The 23,680-nt window shown below is 48.9% G+C and carries 21 protein-coding genes; 6 read left to right on the forward strand and 15 right to left on the reverse strand.

Features of this window, described 5'->3' with window-relative positions:
* Positions 1-94: 94 nt before the first annotated feature.
* The 5 genes from bioC to bioB form a co-directional block, all read right to left on the reverse strand.
* Complete coding sequence (gene bioC, locus ACTBZS_RS04425) at positions 95-997, reverse strand: malonyl-ACP O-methyltransferase BioC (RefSeq protein WP_463043388.1); 903 nt, start codon at positions 995-997, stop codon at positions 95-97.
* Positions 997-1,761 (reverse strand): pimeloyl-ACP methyl ester esterase BioH, encoded by a 765-nt coding sequence (gene bioH / locus ACTBZS_RS04430; RefSeq protein ID WP_463043389.1) that lies wholly within the window; start codon positions 1,759-1,761, stop codon positions 997-999. Before bioH ends, bioC begins: the two co-directional genes overlap by 1 nt.
* A 16-nt stretch (positions 1,762-1,777) precedes the next feature.
* Complete coding sequence (bioF, locus tag ACTBZS_RS04435) at positions 1,778-2,950, reverse strand: 8-amino-7-oxononanoate synthase (RefSeq protein WP_460430441.1); 1,173 nt, start codon at positions 2,948-2,950, stop codon at positions 1,778-1,780.
* A 2-nt stretch (positions 2,951-2,952) separates the two neighbouring features.
* A complete protein-coding gene (locus ACTBZS_RS04440) occupies positions 2,953-3,573 on the reverse strand; it encodes a hypothetical protein (protein WP_463043390.1) in 621 nt (206 codons plus the stop codon).
* A gap of 62 nt (positions 3,574-3,635) precedes the next feature.
* A complete protein-coding gene (gene bioB, locus ACTBZS_RS04445) occupies positions 3,636-4,625 on the reverse strand; it encodes a biotin synthase BioB (RefSeq protein WP_460430439.1) in 990 nt (329 codons plus the stop codon).
* 79 nt (positions 4,626-4,704) lie between these two features.
* Here bioB and ACTBZS_RS04450 point away from each other — a divergent pair, with 79 nt between their 5' ends.
* From ACTBZS_RS04450 to ACTBZS_RS04465, 4 genes are all read left to right on the forward strand, one after another.
* Positions 4,705-5,343: a ComF family protein gene (locus tag ACTBZS_RS04450; protein ID WP_463043391.1), complete on the forward strand. Its 639-nt coding sequence runs from the start codon at positions 4,705-4,707 to the stop codon at positions 5,341-5,343.
* A gap of 39 nt (positions 5,344-5,382) precedes the next feature.
* Entirely contained in the window at positions 5,383-5,847 is a 465-nt protein-coding gene (trmL, locus tag ACTBZS_RS04455) for a tRNA (uridine(34)/cytosine(34)/5-carboxymethylaminomethyluridine(34)-2'-O)-methyltransferase TrmL (protein WP_460430437.1), read from the forward strand.
* Between the two features lie 85 nt (positions 5,848-5,932).
* Positions 5,933-6,868: a septal ring lytic transglycosylase RlpA family protein gene (locus ACTBZS_RS04460; protein ID WP_460430436.1), complete on the forward strand. Its 936-nt coding sequence runs from the start codon at positions 5,933-5,935 to the stop codon at positions 6,866-6,868.
* A gap of 136 nt (positions 6,869-7,004) precedes the next feature.
* A complete protein-coding gene (locus ACTBZS_RS04465) occupies positions 7,005-9,290 on the forward strand; it encodes a beta strand repeat-containing protein (RefSeq protein WP_463043392.1) in 2,286 nt (761 codons plus the stop codon).
* A 94-nt stretch (positions 9,291-9,384) separates the two neighbouring features.
* Here ACTBZS_RS04465 and ACTBZS_RS04470 read toward each other — a convergent pair whose 3' ends face one another.
* From ACTBZS_RS04470 to dusA, 4 genes are all read right to left on the reverse strand, one after another.
* Positions 9,385-9,768, reverse strand: a complete 384-nt coding sequence (locus tag ACTBZS_RS04470) for a RidA family protein (RefSeq protein WP_460430434.1) — start codon at positions 9,766-9,768, stop codon at positions 9,385-9,387.
* A gap of 23 nt (positions 9,769-9,791) precedes the next feature.
* Positions 9,792-10,733 (reverse strand): radical SAM family heme chaperone HemW, encoded by a 942-nt coding sequence (hemW, locus tag ACTBZS_RS04475; RefSeq protein ID WP_463043393.1) that lies wholly within the window; start codon positions 10,731-10,733, stop codon positions 9,792-9,794.
* A gap of 72 nt (positions 10,734-10,805) precedes the next feature.
* Positions 10,806-11,405: an RdgB/HAM1 family non-canonical purine NTP pyrophosphatase gene (gene rdgB / locus ACTBZS_RS04480; protein WP_463043394.1), complete on the reverse strand. Its 600-nt coding sequence runs from the start codon at positions 11,403-11,405 to the stop codon at positions 10,806-10,808.
* 24 nt (positions 11,406-11,429) lie between these two features.
* Positions 11,430-12,410 (reverse strand): tRNA dihydrouridine(20/20a) synthase DusA, encoded by a 981-nt coding sequence (dusA, locus tag ACTBZS_RS04485; protein WP_463043395.1) that lies wholly within the window; start codon positions 12,408-12,410, stop codon positions 11,430-11,432.
* Between the two features lie 203 nt (positions 12,411-12,613).
* Here dusA and ACTBZS_RS04490 point away from each other — a divergent pair, with 203 nt between their 5' ends.
* Positions 12,614-15,307, forward strand: coding sequence for a glycosyltransferase (locus ACTBZS_RS04490; RefSeq protein ID WP_463043396.1), 2,694 nt, complete (start codon positions 12,614-12,616; stop codon positions 15,305-15,307).
* Here ACTBZS_RS04490 and ACTBZS_RS04495 read toward each other — a convergent pair.
* Genes ACTBZS_RS04495 through ACTBZS_RS04520 form a run of 6 tightly spaced genes read right to left on the reverse strand, consistent with a single transcriptional unit; the run spans position 15,284 to position 22,138 of the window.
* Positions 15,284-16,057, reverse strand: coding sequence for a PIG-L deacetylase family protein (locus tag ACTBZS_RS04495; RefSeq protein ID WP_463043397.1), 774 nt, complete (start codon positions 16,055-16,057; stop codon positions 15,284-15,286). The two genes, ACTBZS_RS04490 and ACTBZS_RS04495, sit on opposite strands and share 24 nt — an antisense overlap.
* Positions 16,008-17,216, reverse strand: a complete 1,209-nt coding sequence (locus tag ACTBZS_RS04500) for a glycosyltransferase family 4 protein (RefSeq protein ID WP_463043398.1) — start codon at positions 17,214-17,216, stop codon at positions 16,008-16,010. The genes ACTBZS_RS04495 and ACTBZS_RS04500 overlap by 50 nt, the downstream gene beginning before the upstream one ends.
* Positions 17,216-19,426, reverse strand: a complete 2,211-nt coding sequence (locus tag ACTBZS_RS04505) for a GNAT family N-acetyltransferase (RefSeq protein WP_463043399.1) — start codon at positions 19,424-19,426, stop codon at positions 17,216-17,218. Before ACTBZS_RS04505 ends, ACTBZS_RS04500 begins: the two co-directional genes overlap by 1 nt.
* Positions 19,423-20,628, reverse strand: coding sequence for an ABC transporter ATP-binding protein (locus tag ACTBZS_RS04510; protein ID WP_460430426.1), 1,206 nt, complete (start codon positions 20,626-20,628; stop codon positions 19,423-19,425). The genes ACTBZS_RS04505 and ACTBZS_RS04510 overlap by 4 nt, the downstream gene beginning before the upstream one ends.
* Positions 20,618-21,427, reverse strand: a complete 810-nt coding sequence (locus tag ACTBZS_RS04515) for an ABC transporter permease (protein ID WP_460430425.1) — start codon at positions 21,425-21,427, stop codon at positions 20,618-20,620. The genes ACTBZS_RS04510 and ACTBZS_RS04515 overlap by 11 nt, the downstream gene beginning before the upstream one ends.
* Positions 21,428-21,445: 18 nt before the next feature.
* A complete protein-coding gene (locus ACTBZS_RS04520) occupies positions 21,446-22,138 on the reverse strand; it encodes a Crp/Fnr family transcriptional regulator (protein WP_460430424.1) in 693 nt (230 codons plus the stop codon).
* Positions 22,139-22,305: 167 nt separating this feature from the next.
* Between ACTBZS_RS04520 and ACTBZS_RS04525 the strand changes: the two genes are divergently transcribed.
* A complete protein-coding gene (locus ACTBZS_RS04525) occupies positions 22,306-23,679 on the forward strand; it encodes a FecR family protein (RefSeq protein WP_463043400.1) in 1,374 nt (457 codons plus the stop codon).
* Position 23,680: the final 1 nt, after the last annotated feature.

The following is a 23,680-nucleotide window of genomic DNA, read 5'->3' on the forward strand; positions in this document are numbered from 1 at the left end:
GGGCGGCTGTAAATACGCCTGATGTTGGGAGTGTCGATATGGGTAACCATGTCTGCGCTTCACAATAAAGCCTTCGACTTCAGTCGCGGGTTATTTACGATGTTTTTTGTCGAGGTTGAAATTCGATTATCTGACGGCCATCGGCAAGCGCACGTGGTTTTTTCGGTTCGGCTTTCCAAGCGTGGCCATAAATGACTTCATAAGTCGCCGGCAAGCGCCCTTCACGCCGTAGGGTTTCATAGCGTTGTTCAATCTGTTGCCATGCCCGTTTCCCCATCAAACCACGGCCACGTCCTGCCATCGCATTGTGTGCGCCAATGGCTTTCAAATCACGCATCACACTTTTGACATCTTCATAGGTCAACACGATTTTTTCCATGTCCATCACCGGCTCGGCAAAGCCAGTTCGCACCAGCGCATCCCCGATGTCGTGCATATCAATAAAACGGTTGACGTGGGTATGGCCATCGACACCAGCAAAGGCTTGCCGCAGTTCCATCAACGTATCTGGCCCTAACGTGGCAAACATAAATAAACCGCCCGTACGCAACACCCGTTGCACTTCGCTAAATGCCGTGTCGGGTGTATTGAGCCATTGGATAGCGAGATTCGACCATACCAAATCAATACAGCCGCTGTGCAGTGGTAAAGCTTCTAAATCTGCACAGACCAAAGGTGGGTCTTTGTGTAATAAACGCCCGAAGAAACCACGCTCATGGCGCTGTTTGTCGCGAGATAAGGCCAGCATACGCGGTGCCAAATCCAGTTCAATCACTTGTGCTGCTGCATAGTGTTGGCGTAACTGTTGTGCGCCATAGCCGGTACCACTGCCGGCATCTAACACCCGTTGAGGCTGATGGCGAATATAACCGAGCCGTTCTGCCATGCGGTCGGAGACTTCACGTTGCAACACCGCCGCACCGTCATAGCTGGCAGCCGCCCGATCAAACGAGGCGCGTACCCGTTGTTTTTCCGTATCAAATAAAGAGGCTTCCATTACACATGTTCCGCTAAAAAGGGGCGTAAAGCCTGTAAAAATTCCGTTTCATGCGACAAAAACGGTGCATGTGAAGCTTGCGGGAAGACCTGTAACCGGCCATCGGCCACCCCATTGGCCCACGTTTGCGCGGCAGCCAAAGGCGTCAACGCATCGCGCGCGCCTGCCAATACCAAGGTCGGTACGGTGATGTCAGCCAGATGGGGCCGATAATCCGTGTTTTGTAATAGCTGTAGCGCCGCTAATAAACCACTCGGACGGCCGTGGGCAAACACCAATTCTCGCAAGGCAGCTAGCGTGGTTTTGGCACTGTCTGAACCCAAGGTTTGTAGGGCTAAAAAACGTTGAATCGTGGTATCAAATTGTTGGTCAAGCTGCTGAGCCAGTTGGTTCACTGTCTCTGCTGCTTGAGCATGGGGCCAGTCCGGTTGTCGAATAAAACAGGGACTCGAGGCCACTAAGGTCAGGCTTTTGATGTGTTGAGGGTAGCGCCGCGCCCAATGTGCGGCGATTAACCCACCTAATGACCATCCCACCACTTGCACAGGCAAGGGAAAGCAGTTGTGCAAGCTTTCCACAATTTCATCCAACATAAATGCGGATACTGTTGCACTGCGGCCATGCCCGGGTAAATCTGGCAGATGCACACAGTATTCCTCCGCAAGCGCCTGTGCCACCCGTTGCCAGACGCCACCATGTAATGCCCAACCATGCAGCAATACCACGTCATGGCCAACGCCTTGGCTAGAAAAGTAAATCGACATTAGGTGTATTCCAAAATTAAGACTGGGCAATCTGCCACAAGGCTGCGACAAGTGCGGCGATATCGGCCTGCTGATGTGCGGCCGACAGAGAGATACGCAAGCGAGCACTACCCTCGGGGACGGTAGGAGGACGAATGGCAGGCACCCAGAACCCTTGTTGCCGCAGTTGTTGTGAGGCAGCCAGTGCTTGCTTGTCTTCTCCTATCACGACCGCTTGAATGGGTGTTCGTGATGGCAAAATTGGCCATGGTAACCCTGCCGTTGCCTCACGGAAGAAAGCGATATGGTTTTGTAAGCGTTGCTGTGCCGTGTTATCTCGAATCAGCGCTAAACTGGCTAATAAGGCACAGGCCAGCGCCGGAGGGGGGGCTGTGGTATAAATGGCTGTAGCAGCACGGTTTTCGAGCCAAACAATCAACGATTGTGACCCAACCACTACCGCACCAGCCACACCAGCTGCCTTACCCAAGGTTGCCATCACAACCACCTGTTCAGGCAGTTGGCTGGAAGCGGATAACACCCCCTGTTCAAACAAGGTACCTTTACCTGCACCGAGCACACCAAAACCGTGGGCATCATCGATATACAACCAAGCATGATGTTCTTCTGCCAATTGCAACAAATCTGCTAACGGCGCTTCATCACCATCCATGCTATACACCGCATCGACGGCAATCAGTTTGCACTTGGCTTCGCTATTGGCAAGTAAGTGGCGCAGCTGTGACATATCGTTATGGTGAAAACGGTGAAGTTGGGCCCGTGATAGCTGAGCGGCAGCATTAAGTGAGGCATGGTTAAGGCGGTCGGCAAAAATCGCATCTCCGCGCCCAACTAACGCCGGTATAACCCCTATATTGGCCAAAAAACCATCACCAAATAACAGCCCTGCTTCGGCCTGTAGCCACTGTGCTAAGGTGTGCTCAAGTGTGGCGTGGGGGCGAAGATGCCCATTCACCAATGCTGAAGCCCCTGCCCCCGCACCCCATTGCGCTGCCCCATGTTGTAGTGCCGCAATGACTTCCGGATGATTAGCAAGGCCTAAATAATCGTTGCTTGCAAACGACAACAGCGCTTGGTCAGCCGTGGTGAGTGCACGTCCTTGCGGACTGTCTAAAACGTAGCGATGGCGCAGCCGATGAATGGCGGCAAGGTGGTCTAGGGCAGGGCTGAGTTCGGCTGGGGTAGGCATCTTTACATCACGTCAAAACTATCCAACAAGACAAGACCTGTGGCAGCTAACAAGAGCGCTTTACCATTGAGGCCATAGAGTACGGTGTTGGGCGGTAAATAAATATCCGGCAATACATGGGCCGGAATGGGTTGGGCATAAATCCACACATCAGTCGGCAGTTGTTTCCCGCGAATCAGTTTTTTCTGCCAACCGTGGGGTAATCCTTTACTGTGGGCAAGATGCTTCTGCAACCCAGGGGGGAGCCCATTAAAGTTGCGTGGATGTGAGGCATCAAAATAGTCGGGAAATTCTTTGGCAAATAGCATGATGTCGGTGCGGTGATGGCGCTGAAAACGCGGCATCCGTTGCATGGTGGACATGCTCTGCATCTCAACCATCGGCTGCATGTCCCTCATGGGCTGCATTTGCTGCATCGGTGCCATGTCCCGCGCCCGATGTTCACGCAAGCTGGCCCCCGCATTGACTTCCCAACCACCACCATGCTGCGGATGGTGTTCGGCTTCGCTATGGGTTTCACGCTGTGGTTTGCTGCTGTAGCTACGGCTGTGGACGGGGGGATTGGCAAACGCCAAGCTGGTGGACAGCGCCAATAAGGTCGCCAACACGGTGGATTTGGTCATGCGAGGTCTCCTCCTCTGAGATCACAAAAGCAATCCGTGCCGGCGTGCTGATAGCCTATCGGTTATGACAGTGGGCGCAAATCGAGTTTGGCCATCAGTTTTCGGTCGTGGTCTGATTCCGGATTGCCTGTTGTCAGCAGCTTTTCCCCGTAAAAGATCGAGTTAGCGCCGGCCATGAAACACAGCGCCTGCATGGCTTCTGGCATCTCATGGCGGCCTGCTGACAGGCGAACATAGCTTTTAGGTAGGGTGATGCGTGCTACAGCAATGGTGCGGACAAATTCTGTCCAATCAAGGTCTTCTGCTTCCGCTAACGGGGTACCTTCGACTTTAACCAGTTGGTTGATCGGTACGGATTCAGGTTGTGGATCGAGGTTTGCCAGCTGTGCAATCAGTCCAGCGCGGTCTTGGCGAGTTTCATTCATCCCCACAATCCCACCACAACAGACATGCAAACCAGCATCACGCACTTTGCCTAAAGTATTGATACGGTCTTCATATTGGCGTGTATGAATAATATCGTTATATTTTTCTGGGGCGGTATCCAGATTGTGGTTGTAATAGTCGAGGCCAGCATCTTTCAGCTGTTGGGCTTGGTTATCTTTCAACATACCCAAGGTGGCACAGGTTTCTAAACCCAACGCTTTCACGGCACTGACCATTTCTTTTACCGCTTCAAGGTCTTGTTGTTTTGGTCCACGCCATGCTGCGCCCATACAAAAACGACTGGCTCCACGCTCTTTCGCCGCTTGTGCTGCGGCTAATACCTCATCTAGCGCCAATAGCCCCTGTTTATCCACGCTACCGCTGTGATGAGCAGATTGGGGACAATAGCCGCAATCTTCAGGACAGCCACCGGTTTTGATCGACAGTAAGGTCGATAGTTGAATGGTTTGTGGATCGAAATGTTCACGGTGCACACTGGCAGCACGATAGACCAAATCTAAGAATGGCAGATCGAACAAGGCTTCGATATCGCTCACCTGCCATTGGTTGGCCACAGGATGAGGTGTTGCGGGGGTCGCAAAACGAATGGGGGTCGCAGTAGTCATGGCAGCCAAATACAGAGAAAAGAAAATGCCTCAAGCATCGTCAGCTAGGGCGGTGCTGTCAAACTTATTTCTGGATTTTTTGAACAATAGCTTAAAAATTCATCAAACCTGTTTGCTCTGTGGTCAACGTTGTCAGGATGACTTTTGCTCTGCCTGTGAACAGGACTGGCAGCGACAACACCAACAGTGCCCACAAAAAAACGTTGCACCTTTACAACAGATTACAGCGGCCTTTCCCTACCACTGGCCACTGACCCGTCTCGTCCAACAATTTAAGTACCACCGCCAGCTCACTTTAGCGGCGCCCTTAGCACGTTTGATGCACCGTTATTTGCCTCCGCTCTCGCCTGATTTCGCCCCCGATTTTTTGGTACCGATTCCGCTACATCCACAGCGTTTTGCCAAAAGAGGGTTTAACCAAAGTGCTGAATTGGCCTTACAGCTAGGGCATTTGCGGCAAATTCCGGTTTCTTTTCACTGTCTGGCGCGTACAATCGCCACCCCAAGCCAAGTCGGTCTTAATGCACAGCAACGACAACACAATCTCGGTCATGCTTTTGCTGTCAGTTGCCCTGTCGCAGGGCAAAAAATTGTGTTGATTGATGATGTAATGACCACTGGTACCACCTTGGCTCAAGCAGCAAAAACGCTGTTAGCAGCAGGGGCAAAACAGGTTGATGCTTGGGTATTTGCAAGCACCCCTGCTCATTTTTCTTGACCAAGTCTTTGATAAACCGTAAAAATCGGCACGCTTTGTATGTTTACTGTTGTTTTGTACCAGCCGGAAATCCCGCCCAATACGGGCAATATCATTCGTCTATGCGCCAATTCCGGCTGTGAGCTGCACCTTGTAAAACCACTCGGTTTTCCCCTCGAAGATGCCAAATTACGGCGTGCGGGGCTGGATTATCACGAGTATGCGCAGATGGTTGTGCATGAAGATTGGCCTAGCTGTCTCAAGGCTCTTGAGGGGCGGCGAATCTTTGCCTTTACCACCAAAGGCCAAACCCGATTTGATCGGGTAGCGTATCAGGCAGGAGATGTCTTTCTCTTTGGTCCTGAATCGCGTGGTCTGCCTGCCGAGGTGCGAGACATCCTTCCTCAGGATCGTCAGCTTCGTCTTCCCATGCGGCCCCAAAGCCGCAGTATGAATTTATCGAATACGGTCGCTGTGGCCATATTTGAGGGATGGCGGCAGCTTGATTTTGCTGGAGGATGCTAAACCCAGTAAGCGATCTGTTTTTTGCCCTGACGAGGTAGAGTCAACAGAGCAAAGCCTTGGCGCAGCCGCATAAGGAGCTCAACCGATGCAAGCTAGTATCCGATGGTTGTGCTTAGTGTTTGCTGTCAGTCTTTTGGCCGCTTGTGCCACCCCTCAAACGGGGAAAAAGACATCATCTGCCAGCATTCGCAAAGCACAAACACCTTCGCCTACCACTTCCATCTCCTCCCCATCTTCTGTCACAGACGGTGGATATTTTCAAAATGACGGCCCGGCAGCGTTTGTGCCGGTTAACCTTGATGCCGTCCCCGATGCTTTGCCTAAAGTCGAAGCACTCAATCCGTGGGCTAATCGTCCTTACACTGCCCTTGGGCAAACTTTTGTGCCAGATACCACCGACCGCAGCTATCAAGCGCGTGGGATGGCATCTTGGTATGGCAGACAATTTCATGGTCGCAAAACCTCATCAGGTGAGCCCTATGATATGTTTTCCATGAGTGCAGCCCATCCTACGTTGCCCATCCCGAGCTATGCCAAAGTCACAAATGTGCGCAATGGCAAGTCGGTGATTGTCAGAATCAATGACAGGGGCCCATTCCATAAAAGCCGTTTAATCGACTTGTCGTATGCGGCAGCACATCGCTTGGACTATTTAGATAATGGTCGGGCAGAAGTGGTGGTGGAACGGGTATTGCCGACGGATGGTTTTGGGGAAGACTTGCGCCGAACTGGTTTGGCAAAAATCAATCAAACCGATTCGCCACTTTCTCGCCCCGAAACACTGCGCAGTGCTGATGGCAGCTCAGTATTTCTCCAGCTCGGTGCCTTTAGCACGCATGTCAACGCGGAAATTTTCCGCAGCCGGATGCAGAGTATGCTGGATGATCAAGACACGGAGGGAGAAGTGGAGATCATCAACCACGACGGTCTCTATAAGGTTCGTCTTGGGCCATTTATCACCGTTTCTCGTGCCCGCGATGTGGCACAACGGTTAAATGTGCAAACGGTCGTCATGCGTTAAAAAAGGCTGACCTCACACAAAAAAGCGCGCGTTGAGTGCGCTTTTTTTATTTTCGAGCGCCATTTGCGAGTCATGGTCAACATGGTAGATTGTCGGTCAACTGATTTCTGCTGATGTTTTATTAAGGATTTGATCAATGATTAGCGAAGCACAACAAACGCAACTGGTACAAATGACAGTCGGGCTGTTTAACGCTGCACCGGGTGTGACCTACATGAATGACTTTGCCAAAAGTCTCAACGCGGGTAGTGAGGTGGCAAGCTTGGCAAAGGGGCTGGTGAATTCTCCTGCTTTTACAGCGCTCTATCCCTTATTTGACACCAATACCCAATTTGCTAACAAATATATGAGCAATCTGCTCGGCAATACGGTTTCAGTTGCGAATAAAGAGTGGGCCGCAAACTGGATGGCTGGGCAATTAAATGCAGGGGTATCGCGTGCAGATGCTGTGTTGACTACCTTGGTCACGCTGCTAGGTATCTCAAGCAGTGACCCTAATTGGGGATTGGCAGTACAACAATTTAACAACCGTGTTGATGTGGCGAAATATTACACATTGACTAAAAATGGTAACGCTACTGACTTGGCCAGTTTGCAAGGGACGATCAGCAGTGTCGGCAGTGATGCGGCCAGCGTTACACAGGCTAAAACGCAAATCGATAATAGTATTACACCTGTTGTACCACGTTCTTATAGTCTAACTGCTGCTAATGCCGTGTTAAGTCATACAGGAACTTCAGTGAATGTCTCTCCTGCAGGTAACTTATCAAGCAACGACGATACCATCACAGCCAATAATGCGATTGTCTTGTCTGGTGCTACTTTACTAGACAACAGCGCCACCGATAACGATACTTTAAACATCACCTTATCGAGTGCAGTCAGTACGGCGCCCACGATCAACCGGATCGAAAATATCACTATCGAAAGCTATAACAGCGGTGAGATGAGTCTTGCTAACGTGGTCAATAGCAAGACGATTACGATTAAAGGCACATCTTTTATTGGCACTGGCGCTAGTTCAGGACAAAGCTTCACCCTCTCTGAGATAAACGGTGCCCAAAAATTCGATCTTGCCACTGAGGCCGGCGCTGTCGATAGTTTGACCTTCCAATTGGTCGCAACAGGAAATGCTGCTTCATTGGATGTTGGAAATGGCGCGCTGGAAAATATCAACCTAAACGTTAACAGCAACAGCAGCTTAACGCTTGCTGATGGTACAAACGGCGGTAATGCAGCCAATGTGGTGATAAGCGGAGTAGCTAATCTGACGCTGACCAACGCAGATAGCACTGCCAATAATGTGATCAATGGCAGTTCTTTAATGGGTGTGCTTAATTATACCCATGCCAGTACAGCACACAGCGCCGTTTCTGTTACCGGTGGCAGTGGTAACGATAGCTTTGCCTTCGCTACCGACAAGATCAATGCCACGACAACTGTAAATGGTGGGGCAGGAACTGATACCTTGAATTTGACTGGTAATACTGCACAAAGTGGGGTCAGTTTGGCTGGGTTGAGCAATCTTGAAACGATTGCAATTGCTAATACAACAACTGATGTTTCTCTTTCTACCACAGATAATGTGGTAGCAGCAGGTGCTGTACTTAACGTCATTACAGCGCAATCTACCGGCAAGTTGACCTTCAATGGCAGTCTGGAAATTGATGGTGGCCGTTTTAGTATCATCGGCGGTGCCGGAGACGATTCATTAACCGGTGGCAATTCTTTGGATACCTTAAATGGTGCGGCTGGTAACGATAGTCTCGTTGGTGGAACAGGGGCAGATATGCTCACCGGTGGAGAAGGCAGCGATACTTTTGTGGGTGGCGAAGGGACTGACACCTTGATTTTGAGTGAAATTGCAGCAGCACGTGATGTCGTAGTCTTGACTCACGCGGGTATTGACATGGTGTCGGGTTTTGCCAAAGGTGCTGGTACAACCAATGACGTCATTGTCTTAAGCCTCTCTGCGTTAGAAACAGCAGGTGCGTTAGCGACAGGTGTAACAGTCAATATCAGTAGTGGGAATTCTACAGACCTTGCTGCAAATAACACTGCTACCATTTTGACGGTAAGTGGTTCTACGACTTTGACAGACGCTAATGTGCTCTATATTGCAGGGAACTATGCCACTGTCGACGCTTTGGTGGATAGTTTAGGGACAGGTGGTAGCAGCAACACAAATGCGCTGACAACCAGTCAAGCTATGACTGCAGGGGAAGCCATAACGATTGTTTGGAATGACAACAGTGGGGCTGCGCATGTTGGTTTGTTACGCTTTACTGCAAATGTTGCAACCAGTACAGCTTTAGTTGATGGGAATGTGGTTGTGCATGATTTGGTGCAACTCGTTGGCGTATCTGCTGCAGAACTCGCTGGTGGTGCGGATGGTGTCACAAATATTGGGTGGATCAGCTAACACACAACCTTATCTAACAGCCCCTGTTATTCATAACGGGGGGCTAGCGCAAACAGCAAAGCCGTTTTAAGGTTTTGTGTTTGCGCTTAGATGGTTAACTCAACACCATCACCCCATCAGCCTCGACCATCACGCCGCGTGGCAAGCTGGCAACGCCGATGGCAGCGCGGGCGGGATAAGGTTGGGTAAAGTATTGCGCCATCACTTCGTTAAAGACAGCGAAATTGGACAAGTCAGTTAAAAAAGCATTTAACTTCACAATATCGTTCAGTGATCCCCCAGCAGCTTCACATACCGCTTGCAGGTTTTTGAACACTTGGTGGGCTTGTTCAGCAAAACCCCCTTCAACACATTGCATCGTGGTGGGATCTAATGGAATTTGACCTGACAAATAGACCGTGTTGCCAGCGCGAACAGCTTGGGAATAAGCGCCGATCGCTGCAGGGGCATGTTCAGTATGGATGATGGTTTTGCTCATCAAAGTGACTCCTTGTGGGAATGTTAGTCGGGAAGAAAAATGGCCAGTAAATCGTTCAAGAAACGACGCCCTTGTTGGGTCGGGATAATATCTTGAGCGGTATGCGTCAACAAACCACGTTGTTGTGCGGCATCTAACTCATACAAAATCGCACTGATTGATAGCCCTGTGCGCTCATGAAACAGACTTTTGGCAAAGCCGTGATTGAGCCTTAGAGCATTCATCATAAACTCAAAAGCCAAATCATCTGCGGCAATGACATGGTCCGTTTGAACGGGTTGACCTGCCTCAATCGCTGCCAAATAGGCTTGAGGTTGTTTAACGCGCATTTGGCGCACGATTTTATCGTGAAAAGACAGTTTACTATGGGCACCGGCGCCAATGCCGAGATAGTCGCCGAATGTCCAATAATTCAGATTATGGCGGCTAGGCTGTTGCGGCAAACAAAACGCTGACGTTTCATAGTGCTCAAACCCCGCTTGGGCTAAGCGTTGTTCAATCGCCTGCTGCATGTCTGCTGACAATTCATCATCGGGCAGATCTGCCGGTGGTTGTGCAGCAAATAGGGTGTTGGGTTCGAGTGTTAGATGGTAAGCGGAAAGATGAGTTGGGCCAAAACTCAAAGCAGTTTCAATATCACAGATTGCCTGTGACAAGCTTTGCGCTGGTAAGGCATACATCAAATCAACATTGAAGTTGTCAAAATGTTGGCCGGCAATTTCAAGCGCTCGCCGTGCCTGTTCTCCGTCATGAACCCGACCTAAACGCTGTAATTTTTCAGCATCGAAACTCTGAATTCCAACGGACAGGCGGTTAATGCCACTGGCGCGATAAGCACGAAAACGTTCTGCTTCAAAAGTGCCTGGGTTAGCTTCGAGCGTAATTTCAGCATCGGGGTTGATTTTCAGTCGTGCATGTAAAGCCAAAAGCAGTCGGTCCAACGCGGCTGCACGGAATATGGACATACAGCGACAGGGGCGGCAAGCTATTCAGTTGGGTAAGATGTTCTGGGCGTTGAAACTGTAAAGGTGAAACACTCATTTTTGCAGCGCTTGTAAACGATTGACCAACTGAACCAAGGCTTGGGCACGATGGCTCACGCGGTTTTTCTCGACACTTGCCATTTCCGCTACGCTTATCTCGTAACCCTGTGCTTGAAACAGTGGGTCATAACCAAATCCGCCTTCTCCACGTGGTGCGGGCAAAATATGGCCACGCCACACGGCATCGGCAATGATCGGTTGGGGATCTTCTGCAGAACGGACCAGCACCAAAACACAGTAATAATGTGCTTGCCGATTTTCCGTGCCATCGAGTGCTGCTAATAGCGCTTCGTTATTGCGCTGATCCGATTTGGGTTCACCAGCATAACGCGCAGACAGCACCCCAGGGGCACCGCCTAGTGCATCTACACATAAACCGGAATCGTCAGCTAAAGCAGGTAAGCCACTCAAGCGGCTAGCGTGGCGTGCTTTGGCCAAGGCATTTTCAATAAACGTCCCATAGGGTTCTTCAGCCTCGGGAATACCTAATTGCCCTTGTGGCACAATTTGTGAAATACCGAGTGGTGCCAATAGTGCTGAAAATTCTTTCAGTTTGCCTGCATTGTTTGAGGCAAGAAGCAGTTGAGTTAGCATGGTGTCACACATCCGAGAGAGGGTTTAGTCGGCACAGAGCTGGGCGGCGCGCAGCAGAAGTTGGCCGTCGGCATCTTTTAACTGGGTTGCATCCGACAACAGTTGACGGAATTTACGTCCCCCTGCTACCCCAGTCATTAAACCAAGAAGATGGCGTGCAATGTCGCGCATTTTACCTCCCTCAGCAAGATGGCTTTCGACATAGGGAAGGAATGCGTGCAAGGCTGCCTGACGCGAAGTATTTGGGTTATGTGCTGCGGCAAAGAAACGGGTATCAGCATCATGGAACAGCCACGGTTGGTGATAGGCTTCACGACCAATCATGACCCCATCGACTTGCTGCAAATGTTGTTCGGTGTCTTGCCAAGTTTTAATGCCACCGTTGATGATGATTTCTAACTGTGGGAAATCCCGTTTTAATTGATAGACATAGTCGTATTTTAATGGCGGGATTTCGCGGTTTTCTTTGGGAGACAGCCCCTTCAAGATTGCATTCCGAGCATGAACAATAAATGTCCGGCACCCTTGTTCGGCAAGCTGACCGACAAAATCTAATAGCACCTGATACGACTCATCTTGATCAATCCCAATACGATGTTTGACCGTGATATCCAGCGTACAGGCATCTTGCATCGCTTTGAGGCAATCAGCGACTAAGTCAGGCTCTTTCATCAAACAAGCCCCAAAAGCCCCACGTTGTACCCGTTCAGAAGGACAACCGACGTTGAGATTAACTTCTTGATAACCCCATTGTTCAGCTAATTTCGCGCAGCGTGCCAGATCCTTGGGCTCTGAACCACCGAGTTGCAGCGCCAAAGGTTGTTCGATTTCGCTAAAGCGCAAATGTCGTGCTGCATCACCATACAACACGGCGCCGGTATTCACCATTTCGGTATAGAGCCAAGTATGGCGGGAAATTTCACGAAAAAAGCGCCGGAAATGGCGATCTGTCCAATCAAGCATGGGCGCTACAGCAAGACGGCGAGGAGGAAAAGAAACAGACATATTCACGTCAGGCAAATCACTGGAGAGCAGAAACCGAGCATGATACCGCCTGTGTCGTGGGATTCGTGCTTTTTTGTTTGCTTAGACACCGTATGCTAAACTAGCGGGCTCTCTTCAAGCCATAACTTTTTGATTCAATTCTATTTTATTGTCAAAAGCTCAATTGGCTTCGTGTTATTTTTTAATTTTTAATTTCGCCCATAATGAAACCAGAAACACCGCTTGTCAGCGTTTTGATTCGTAGCACAGGTCGCCCAGAATTAACGCAGGCGCTAGAGTCAATTTCCCAACAACATTATCAAACAATAGAAGTGTTGATTGTTGACGCTGGAGGAGGTGTGCGCCCTCTGGATCAATATATCCCAGAAGATTTTCCTTTTTCACTAGAAATTATTGACAGTGACACCCCTTTGCAGCGCTGCGTAGCAGCTAATCTGTTGCTTGAAAACGCAACAGGCCAATATGGTATTTTTCTGGATGATGATGACTGGTTCCTCCCAGAACATATTGAAAAACTAGTCACTGCCCAACTTGCCCATCCTGAATCTTGGATATATAGCGGTATCCGTTGTGTTGAGAATAATGGTCAAGAAGTGAGAATATTTGATGAGCCCTTCAACCCAACAAGATTGTTGATTGAGAACTATATTCCAATCCACGCGGTGTTATTCGATTGCAAAAAAATTCGACAAAAGAATATTCTTTTTGATCCTGCGTTTGATTTATTTGAAGATTGGGATTTTTGGCTACAGTGTTTGAGTGTTCAGCACTTTATTCATGTGCCAGGTGTTTCTGCTGTCTATCGTATTCATGGTCAGTCGGGCGCCGGGGTCAAAATTGATCGTGCTGAACAAGCCGAACAAGCCTTACAACAGATTATCGCTAAGTGGCGACAGCGTTGGACAGTACAACAACTACAAGATTTATTTGGTTATGCTCGTCATGTTGTTTCTTTACAAAACGAATTAGTAAAACAGAATGATTATTTAGAACAACAGCGTTTAGGCTATGAAAATAGTAAATCTTGGCGTCTTACCAAGCCTTTACGCCACATTGCCGATATTTTGCGTCAGTACCCTGCACAACAAAACTTAAAAAAAGCGCGCACTTATCTTGCTCGTAGTGTGCTTGATATCGCAACCGCAATTTATCGCAATCCTGCTTTCTCACGTTTGATTGCGTGGATTCCAGCTAATGTTAAAAGACAGGTTCGTAACACCCTAATGGTGTATTCACAAACAGATACGCCACCAGTCAATACCGGGTTGCGTGTTTACCGTCCATTAGGTAAACAACCTTTAGTTAGCATTATTATCCCTGTTTATAACCACGCAAATTATATTGAAAAATGTATTCGGAGTGCTTTGGCGCAAGATTGGGAGAATTTAGAAGTTGTGGTGGTGAATGATGCTTCACCCGATCCTGAGGTGGGGCGTATTTTACAACGCTTAGAAGGTGAACCGCGATTACAAATTCACCATCTCAGTGAAAATGTTGGTATTTGTCGTGCTCAAAATGAAGCGTTAATGAGAACCCAAGGCGATATTATTGCCTTTTTAGATTGCGATGATTATCTTCCTGCTAACGCTATTTCCTGCTGTATACAGGCGTGGCGTGATGATACGGTATATTTACACACTGGTCGTGTGAATGTTGATGAAAATAACCAAGAAATCAACCGTATTCACTTTATGAGTTTGCCTCGTCAGGATTATTTTGCCGAAAATTTGCGGGCGATGTATGCCACACATTTGAAGCTTATTCGGCGTGATGCTTTTTCTCGGGTTGGCTTATTTGATCCACGGTTTGACTCTGCACAAGATTATGAAATGTTGATGCGGATTGCCTTTCATTATCCTTCGAGCAGTTTTGTTCATGTACCAGATTTCCTATATTTCCATCGTTTACATGGCCAACAAACCACACAAACCCAAAAACGTAAGCAAGATCGCTTAACTCAGTTAATTCAAAATGAAGCCTGTCTACGTGAAAATATCCGCCACGGTAAATTTGAACATTTTATTTCATTTATTATGCTTTCCTACGGCAAGCATACCCAAACCCTTAAAGCGATTCAGGGATTAACCGAGACGGTAACTATTCCACACGAAATTATCTTATATGATAATGGCTCTACAGCTGAAACTGTGGATTTTATTCGTGAGTATATTGATGGCAAATTTCCTCAGCTAAAAGTGCATTATGGTGATCGTAATCTAGGCCCAGCCCAAGGACGACGTCAAGCTCTTGAATACGCAAGTGGAGATTGGTTTATTATTTTTGACAATGATGAAATTCCTGAACCAGGTTGGTTAGAGGAATTATTACTGCGTGCTCATGCTTATGATGATGTCGGCGCAGTATGCTGTAGAGTAGTATTCCCTGATGGGAAATTACAATTTAGTGGTGGGAGAGTTTTATCACATCAAAATCAACGCGATGTGATTGATTTAGCGTTATTTGATCGTGGTGAGTCGTTTGAGGCACTGCCTTCTTGCCAATTCCGCCAAGTTGATTGGTGTCCAATTGGAGCAACGCTGTTCACGTTAAACATCAAAGAATACTTACATGATGGTTATCCTAATACCTTTGAGGATGCTGGCGTGTCGTTTGCTCTGAAAAAACGTGGCTTGCGCCTATTAAATGCACCTGGGGCATTAGTATGGCACGACCACATTACCTTTCAACCAAAAGCAGAAATGAAAGAGCAGTATTTACGTGACCGTTATCACCCAAAAATGATGTTAAAGAGTGTGGCGAGCTTTTATCACGAAAATGGTTTGCTGATTTATGATGAATATATTTGGCGTGAGAATGGGTTGCACGCCTTTTCTCGGCCACAAATTGAACAAAAATTACAAGAAGTCGCACAATTAAAAACGGATTTTACGCAGTAAAGATAAGCCAATTTGTTGAATCTGTTTTATTAAATCGGTGGAGAAGGGTAAGCTCTCAACATAAAATGCCTCGGCAAGTTTTCCTTTGCCGAGGTATAAGCCACGATAACGGTTTAATCCCAACATCGCTTCTTCATAATCTGCACAAGCCATGGCTGTTGCATGTGCGTGTAGTGCCTGTCGTTTTTGCTCTACTACAGCACTGATGTCAACCACGTGACTCGCCGGCAATGGCGCCCAAATTTCATAAAAAAGCAAGGTCTCAATGCTTTTTACACGCTGACACAGCCCCGATAAGGCATGGCTGAGTTTGACGTGATCGCGGTGATAATCCAAAGGTGATGGCAGAAACACCCAGTTTGGCTGATAGTCACGCAAGATTTGATCAAGATGAGTCATCACTTCTGCCGTAGCTTCGAATGCGCCATCTGGTTGCTGTAAGAGCAGATAATCGGTGATACCGAGATGGGCCAATGCAGAAATAAACTCTTGTTGACGAATAAGATCGCTACCTGCGGGCAATCCACCTGCACCGCTGCCGTCGGTCACTAACACCACCTTTACAGGGCAATGTTGTGCTAAGCGAGCCAGTGTGCCACCACACCCAAGGCTTTCATCATCAGGATGCGGCGCAAAAACCAGCACTTTTTTTGCCACGTCGAGTGCTAAGGGACGTGGCAGGGGACATAAGGTCAACTCGCTAAGTGGTGGAGGAATGGTTTGCTGCCACCGTTTGATAAAGCGCAGCATAGGCGGCTCCTATTTGTTGTTTATCTGGCCACTGTTGAGCGTGTTGTTTGGCACATTGTTGCCAATACGCTAAGTGTGTTGGCTGTTGTAAAAAACCTTCGATAGCTTGTTGTAGAACGGTTTGCTCACCATGAATCAGTTGTGCACCAGCTCCCACCACCTCAGGCACACCGCCTACGGCCGTACACAAGCTGGCAGTGCCGGCGACTAAAGCTTCTAAGTTGGCTAAGCCAAATGATTCTGTAGCAGACGTGCTGATATATAAATCAGCAGCGGCAAGATAAGGGCTGACGTCTTCAGTGCTTAAACAAAACAGTCGATCAGCAAAACCAGCCGCACTCGCTTGTGCGTATAGGTGATCTCGGTGTCCCTCACCTAGAATACACAATCGCAACTGCGGGTAGCGTGCAGCGAGTGCGGCACAGGCTGTGACTAATAAATCAAATCGTTTTAATGGCACTATTCGGCCAACTGCTAAGACATAAAATGCCCCTTTGTCCCATTGCAACTGCTGGCGTGCGTCATCTCGGCTAGGCACTGACAATTCTGGTCGGGCATGGGGAATGGCATGCCAGTGGTGAGGAATGGAAGGCAACGCCAAATCGCGCGCAAGTTGTTCTAACGAAAGTTGGGTGGGTGCGACAACCCAGTGAGCAGCGCCTAAAGTGCGTGCCTCAAGGCGGCGTAACCAACGCTGTGCACGTGGCCCTTGAATTAAACCATCATCGTGAGTGGCACGGCTATAACAGCCAAATCCATGTTGAGTCACTCCCCAATAAACGCCCTTTAATCCCAGTCGCCGATAGGCCCATGCAAAGCCTGTGGCTAGCCAAGGATCGTGCAGATGGACAAAGCGATATTGTTCTTTGTGGGCAATTTCAGCAGCTAGCCACCCCATCTGCAGCCGTTCCGCCCAAGCACCCAACATCAAGCGCCGACCCATGTGGTGTCGCAATAACGGGACATGATTGAAATAGCGTAGATATCGCTGACGTTTTGCTAGATCGGCAGCGGTTAAATCGTGTTGACACAGGTAACGCACATGCCAACCTTGTTGCTCAAGTGCAGTTTGAATGGGGGTGATACTGCGCCCAAGACCATAGCGACGATCGGCCAAATGTTCACGCGTCACCATTAACAAACGGGATGAAGACTGCATTAGCGAAAATCCGTATCGCCAGCCATTAACCACCAATGATTTTCAAGGGTGGTAACGTCTGGGCCAGGTGACCAAATGTTGGTGGGAATGACAATATCGAGCGGGTGGCATGTTGCGGCAGTGGCGGTTGCAACTGCGGGTGCATGACTTTGAGTGAGCCAAGCAAATAATTTTTTTCGGCCAGCCCGCAAAGCAAAACGGCGGGCCACCCCCACTGCGATGGAAAAATGTTCGGGCGTGGCAATCATGTCTACCAATTCTACCGCCTCTTCCTGAGGTCGATCACGCAATATGACGACGGCCAAAGGCTGATGTCGCCAGCGACGACGTACCAACAATAACTGATAAGAAACCGTAGGATGTGCTAAATAACGATGTGCAATAAAAGCCCAATCACGCACCCCAATAATGCTGTTCTGAAAAGCGGCTGCCATGTCCTCCCAGAGCGTGTTGACAATGCCTGCCTCGTGTGGGGTGACCGGACGAGCGTAAACACGTGGGCTCCATCGTCTGGCAGCCGGCGGCCAATGTAACGCCACCATCTGATCGACTTGTGCATACAGGCCTAACCGTGTTGCCAGTTTTAAAGCCTTACTTTCGGGAAAGCCAAATCCCAATAAGTGGGGTTTGCCATAACCAATTTGATATTCCAAAAAGGTGGCAGCAGCGAGCTGGAACGGGCCATTCTTAGTTAACACCCCCCGTTCAGTGGGATGGACCATCACATCCCCAATTTGTACTGCTCGGCTAGGTTGTCCAAAATAGCGAATCGCACGCGGCATACCACCGTAAAAAGCCACCATTGTCTCTTCACGAAACACGGCGACTCCAAAGGGATTGGCATGGGCATATTTCCACTGCCGTTGAGCTTCGGGCATCACATAGCCAAAAGCCGCAGTAAACAAACTTGCCCAAGCCTGTTCATTTTTACCTTGTTCTGCCCATGCTAACGACCAGCGTGGCTGCCGCTGTTTTTTCCAGCAAGCCTGATCGCTGTCCCACATCCAACCAAAACGTTCTGCTAACGGCTGATGTTGTGGCGATAGCTGTGAGGCGCTGAGTGTGTGTTGTGCGGCAAACTGTTGAGAAAGATCATGTAACGGTTGCAGTAAAGTTGAATAGGCGGCTTGTTCGACAACAGGCTTATCCCACTGAAACCGTTGGCTTTCACAAAGATCTGTCGCAGAGAAAGGGCTGAGTCGCGCCCAGTAGCGGCCACTGCCTAAACATTGCCAAACCTCGTTGCTGACTGTCGCAATGCTGCCTTGTCCACGCTGATAAGCGGCTGGGATAAACAAAGGATGTGGACTTAATTCGAGCAACCAATCATCTTGCCATGCTTCCGGTACCGGCCACTGCGGCGGTTGTGAACATGACCCTAGCTCAGTCGCTGTCGGCAGTCTGGGTTCAGATGGCTGTGCCAAACGCCACTTATATTGTTGATAATCATCAGCAAAGTGTTTTGTCAGATAGTAGCGGTGGCTGGCTTGACTCAGTGCCATTTTGCTCGGTGCAGCCTGCCATTCATGTACCACTTGTGCGGTCGGTAAGAGATAGAGCGTTAAACCTAAGGCTTCGATACGGCGGCATAAGTCCGTATCTTCGTAATACATAAAAATAGCTTCATCAAACAAACCACCGAGACGATCAATGACCGCTCGAGTCAACATCAGGTGGGCACCAGACAACATGGTTTGCGGCACCGCAGCGGTTGTGTAGAGTGCAGCACAAGCTTGTTGTCGGCATTGATAGCTGGCAATTTGGCCTTGTTTTTGATCGGCCAATGCTTTTTGAATTGCATATTCTGTGCGTGGACTGACTGCTTGGCCGGGGGGAAGAAGCCAACGTTGTGCTTGATCCCAATAACTGATCGGAGAAACAGCACCCGCGTCGGGAGTCTGTAATAAGAAATGATGAAGTTGTTGTAGAGCTTCAGGCAATACTAAGGCATCTGGGTTCAGCAAAAAAATGACATCTTGTGTTGCAGCTTGATAAGCCAGATTACAACCACGACCAAAACCGAGATTGCGTTCAGCAATAATAAGACGGCAGTTGGCAGGCAGCGCCTGACGTAATCGTTCGGCCTCTTCTGGCGATTCACTGTTGTCTACCACAATCACTTCGGCAGACGGACATTCACGGAGTACGCTAGACACCGCACGAGAGGTCAAGGCAGCGCAATGATAGTTAACAATAAGGACGGAAATCATTTGACCGCCCCTGCCAGATGCCATTGCCGTGGCAAGTGGAAGATGCCTTGTTCCGTGCTGCTCTGTGTGACATCTAATACCAATTCGTGCGGCATCGCGTCATAAAAGTGTAAGCCGCGTTCACAAGTTAAATAGACACTCAGACTATAACGCCCCTTTAACAAAGGTAGCGCCTTGAGATGCAGTTGCACCGTGGCCGAGCCATCCGCTTGCCGTATGATTTCCCCCGCTTCTAACGACAAGGCGCTGGCAACCATACGCCACTCGGCATTATCAATGGTGAAGGCGACAGCAGGCGCGGGCAGGTTAGGGTCGGATTGAAATGATACCTCACAGACAATGTCCGATTGCAAACTACGGGCAGAGAGCTGCTTACCTTCGACACCATCACATAGCAAACGAATCTTTGATAAGCGTGCATGTCCGTTTGCTGCAATTGGGATGTCGGTACTTTGCTCGGTTGCAGTGTCATTCAACGACGCTTGATAATCGGTGACAATTGCGGCTGGTGAGCCAAATGCTTTTTGTTGACCTTTTTCTAACCAAATTGCCGTATTACAAATGCTCTCAATTTGATACATCGAATGAGAACAAAATAGGATAGTCACGCCTTTTTCTCGCAAACTCATGATCCGATCAAATGATTTACGTGAAAAAGCACCATCTCCGACAGACAATGCCTCGTCAACAACCAAAATATCAGGATCCACACTGGTCGCAATGGCAAAGGCCAAACGAACATACATACCGCTGGAGTAAGTTTTAACCGGTTGATGAATAAAATCGCCAATGCCTGCAAACTCAACGATGCTGTCGTAGCGAGCATCGATTTCGTCTTTAGACAGACCTAACACTGAGGCATTCAGATAGACATTTTCTCTGCCAGTAAAATCAGGGTTAAAACCCGCCCCTAATTCCAATAAAGCAGCAACCCGACCATTGACTTCCACGGTGCCATGGCTTGGAGTTAATGTCCCACAAATTATTTGTAATAAGGTGGATTTTCCTGCTCCATTACGCCCCACTAAACCCAGCACTTCACCTTTTCTTAATTCAAAATTGATATGGCTGAGGGCGTGAAACTCGCGATAATATTGGCGACGCTTCCCAAACAGCATCTGTTTTAGCCGGTCGGCTGGTTTTTGGTAGATATGGTAGTGTTTTCCTAAATCCTGCACACGGATAGCAATATCAGAGCACATCAGCAAATCCCTTCCGTGTTGCTTGGAAAAACAGACCACTGGCAATACAGAACAACATGGCCATCAGACTATACAGGCCCAAGCCAGCCCAGTCTGGCCATTGTTGATGCAACAGAATAGCGCGCAAGCTCTCAATAATGAGTGTCAACGGATTGAGATGCATCCAAAACTGCATCTGCGCTGAAAGTGCCTTGGCTGAATAAAACACCGGTGAAAGAAACATCGCTACATTCACGGCCAGCCCCATCATCTGTGCCACATCCCGTACAAACACCCCAAGTGCTGCGAACAGCCACCCTAAACCCAATAAAAAGGGTAAGAAAGGCAACAAAACAAACGGTAATGCCAGTGCCGTGAAAGGGATATGCTGTCGCAGCACCAGTGTTGCGGCTAATAAAATCAAACAGCTGAGGACAAGATGAAACAGCCCAGAAAGCACACTGATCCACGGTAAAATTTCCAGTGGAAACACCACTTTTTTTACCAGATTGGGTTGCTCAATAATCAGTCGTGGTGCGCGGCTGGCAATTTCAGCAAACAAGTTGAATACCATTAAGCCCGTGAAAATTTGTAGCGCAAACTCCAATCCACCACCCTGTTCCGCTCCCGGCCAGCGTGCTTTAAAGACACCGACAAACACAAAGGTGTAGACCCCCAACATCAATAATGGGGTGATAAACGACCACCCAATCCCTAACAGGGAACCACGATAGCGCCCTAATACTTCACGACGGGCAAATTGCCAGACCAAGGTACGATGGCGAAACGGCAAGAAAAAAGAAAGTGCAGGCAAGGGCATGAAATGCGCCAGTCAAAGTTAATTTTTTGGGGGGTCGATTTTACCTTCTGCAATCTCGCGCAGAAAGCGAACATCATGCACTGTGAGGCTATTACCCTCACGACTGACCACTTGTTTTGTTTGTAGTAACTGAAAGGAGCGAGTGACGGTCTCACGACTGGTGTTAATCATGATCGCCAGCTCTTGTTGTGTTGGAAGATGACTGATTTCCGCTTGCTGACCTTCACCAGACAGTTGCAGAAGTTGAGCACACAAGCGTTGAAATGGGTTGGGGAGCGATAACAGGATGCGCTGCGCGGTCACTGCCCGCACACGTTGTGCTAAACGCAACATCATTTGTTCTGCCACTGTTGGCGAAGCAAAAATAAAGCTGCGAGCAATATCGCGTGGCAAAAATAGAACCTGAGACTTGGCCACTGCAATCACAAATTCGGCACCTGCTTGACCATCTACAACCGATAGTTCACCAAAATAGTCTCCCTGTTCAACGAAGTACAAACCCACCTCGCGCCCATCAACAGTAAAATCAACACCTTGCAAACGGCCTTCTAACAAAAATCCCAACCCCTGCCCAACTTCAGTCCGTGACAACGCCACCTCGCGTCGTGATAACGACTGCAAAGTCATATTTGCCGCGAGATGCTCAAGCGTGGTCGCCGGCAAATCGCGAAGAAGGGCAAAACGATGCAGAAAATTAACGTGAACTGGCATTGAGGGGCCAAGCTGGCGGCCGTAAAAATGGGGCGACTATAACAGAAAATTTTCTTAAGTAATTCATGCTTAAGGCATTTTTCAAAGATGTGCGCCCAGTCACATCTTTTTCCCTACGGTTACGCCATAATCTGGCTGTTATAGTCCCTGTGCTGTGAGGCACTGCCATGATTGCGCGAATTTCCCCGCTTACCGTAAGTCTGTTGTTTGCCTTAACGCCCTATGCGGTTTGGGCGGGTTCAACAGTGGGAGAAGCCACTTTAGTCATCGGCAATAACAAACAGATCACTGCCGAAGGTCAAGCTCAAATTCTCAACCGTGGTATGAGTATCAAGGTTGGTGATCGTATCGAAACCAGCGAAGGTGGCCATGTCCATATTCGTTTTGTCGATGGTGCTTTCGTGAGTGTTCGGCCCGGTAGCCGTCTGGTCATTGAAGACTATCGGCACAATGCACAAAACAGCGAACAATCCGCGATTAAATTCAAGCTTGAACAAGGCACTGTCCGGTCGATTACTGGCCAATGGGGCGAGGCGGCACGAGATCGTTTTCGTTTAAACACCCCCATTGCGGCAATTGGCGTACGCGGGACTGATTTTGTGGTCCAAGCTGATAGCGAGCGCCTGCGTGCGGCGGTTCATTCAGGGGCTATCGTGGTTGCGCCTTTGGGGGAGGGGTGTCGTGCTGATGCCTTTGGCCCATGCGCCACTCAAACAGCACAACAGCTTGCCGCAGATATGGGTAATGTGATGTTGGAGTTACAACGTCGTCAACTCAGTCCCCGTTTGGTGCCATTGAATGACTTACTCAATCCCGAAGGGATTAGCGCACCAGAAACCAGTACACGCAATAACGCTACCACAACCACCACAGCCGCCAACACCAATACCAGCAATCGTCGTACTGATTCATTGGCTGAACCATTGATTACGCAATCACTGGATAACGCTGTGGTATTAAAACCCAAAGAGCCCACCGACAAACCCATTAGTGGCCCTGCCTTGGTTTGGGGGCGGTTAGGTGAGGCCAGTGTAGGGGATATCGTGTCAGTGCCTCTGGGCGAAGTTAGGGAAGGCCGAACCCCGCTGATGGGTAATCTGCGTTACACCTTAATGCGCGATAAACAACAGCCAATTTTTCCTACTGGGGGTGGTAAAACCGAGTTTTCACTACAAGGCGCCTTTGCAGAATACCGCCCAAGTGGCAGCGACCAAGCCCAATTAGCGCGTGTCGATGGGGGCAATCTATCGATTAACTTCGATACTGCCCAATACAGTACACAACTCAACCTACATCATCGCGAGACAGGGGCTGTTGGTTTCCTCTCAGCAGGTCATATTAACGAACAAGGTTTATTTGTTGGTACATCGGGGAATGGCGCTATTTCAGGGGCGATTGGTGGTGCCGGCACCGAGGCTGCTTATCGTTTTGAACGCGTGGTGGAACAAGGTCGTTTCGATGGTATCTCGTTATGGAAAAAGCCCGAAGTGCTGCAAAAAAGCGCAGAAACCTTTGCAACATTAAGTCAGCCGGTACGGTAAT

This window comes from Aquaspirillum sp. (genome assembly GCF_055136605.1).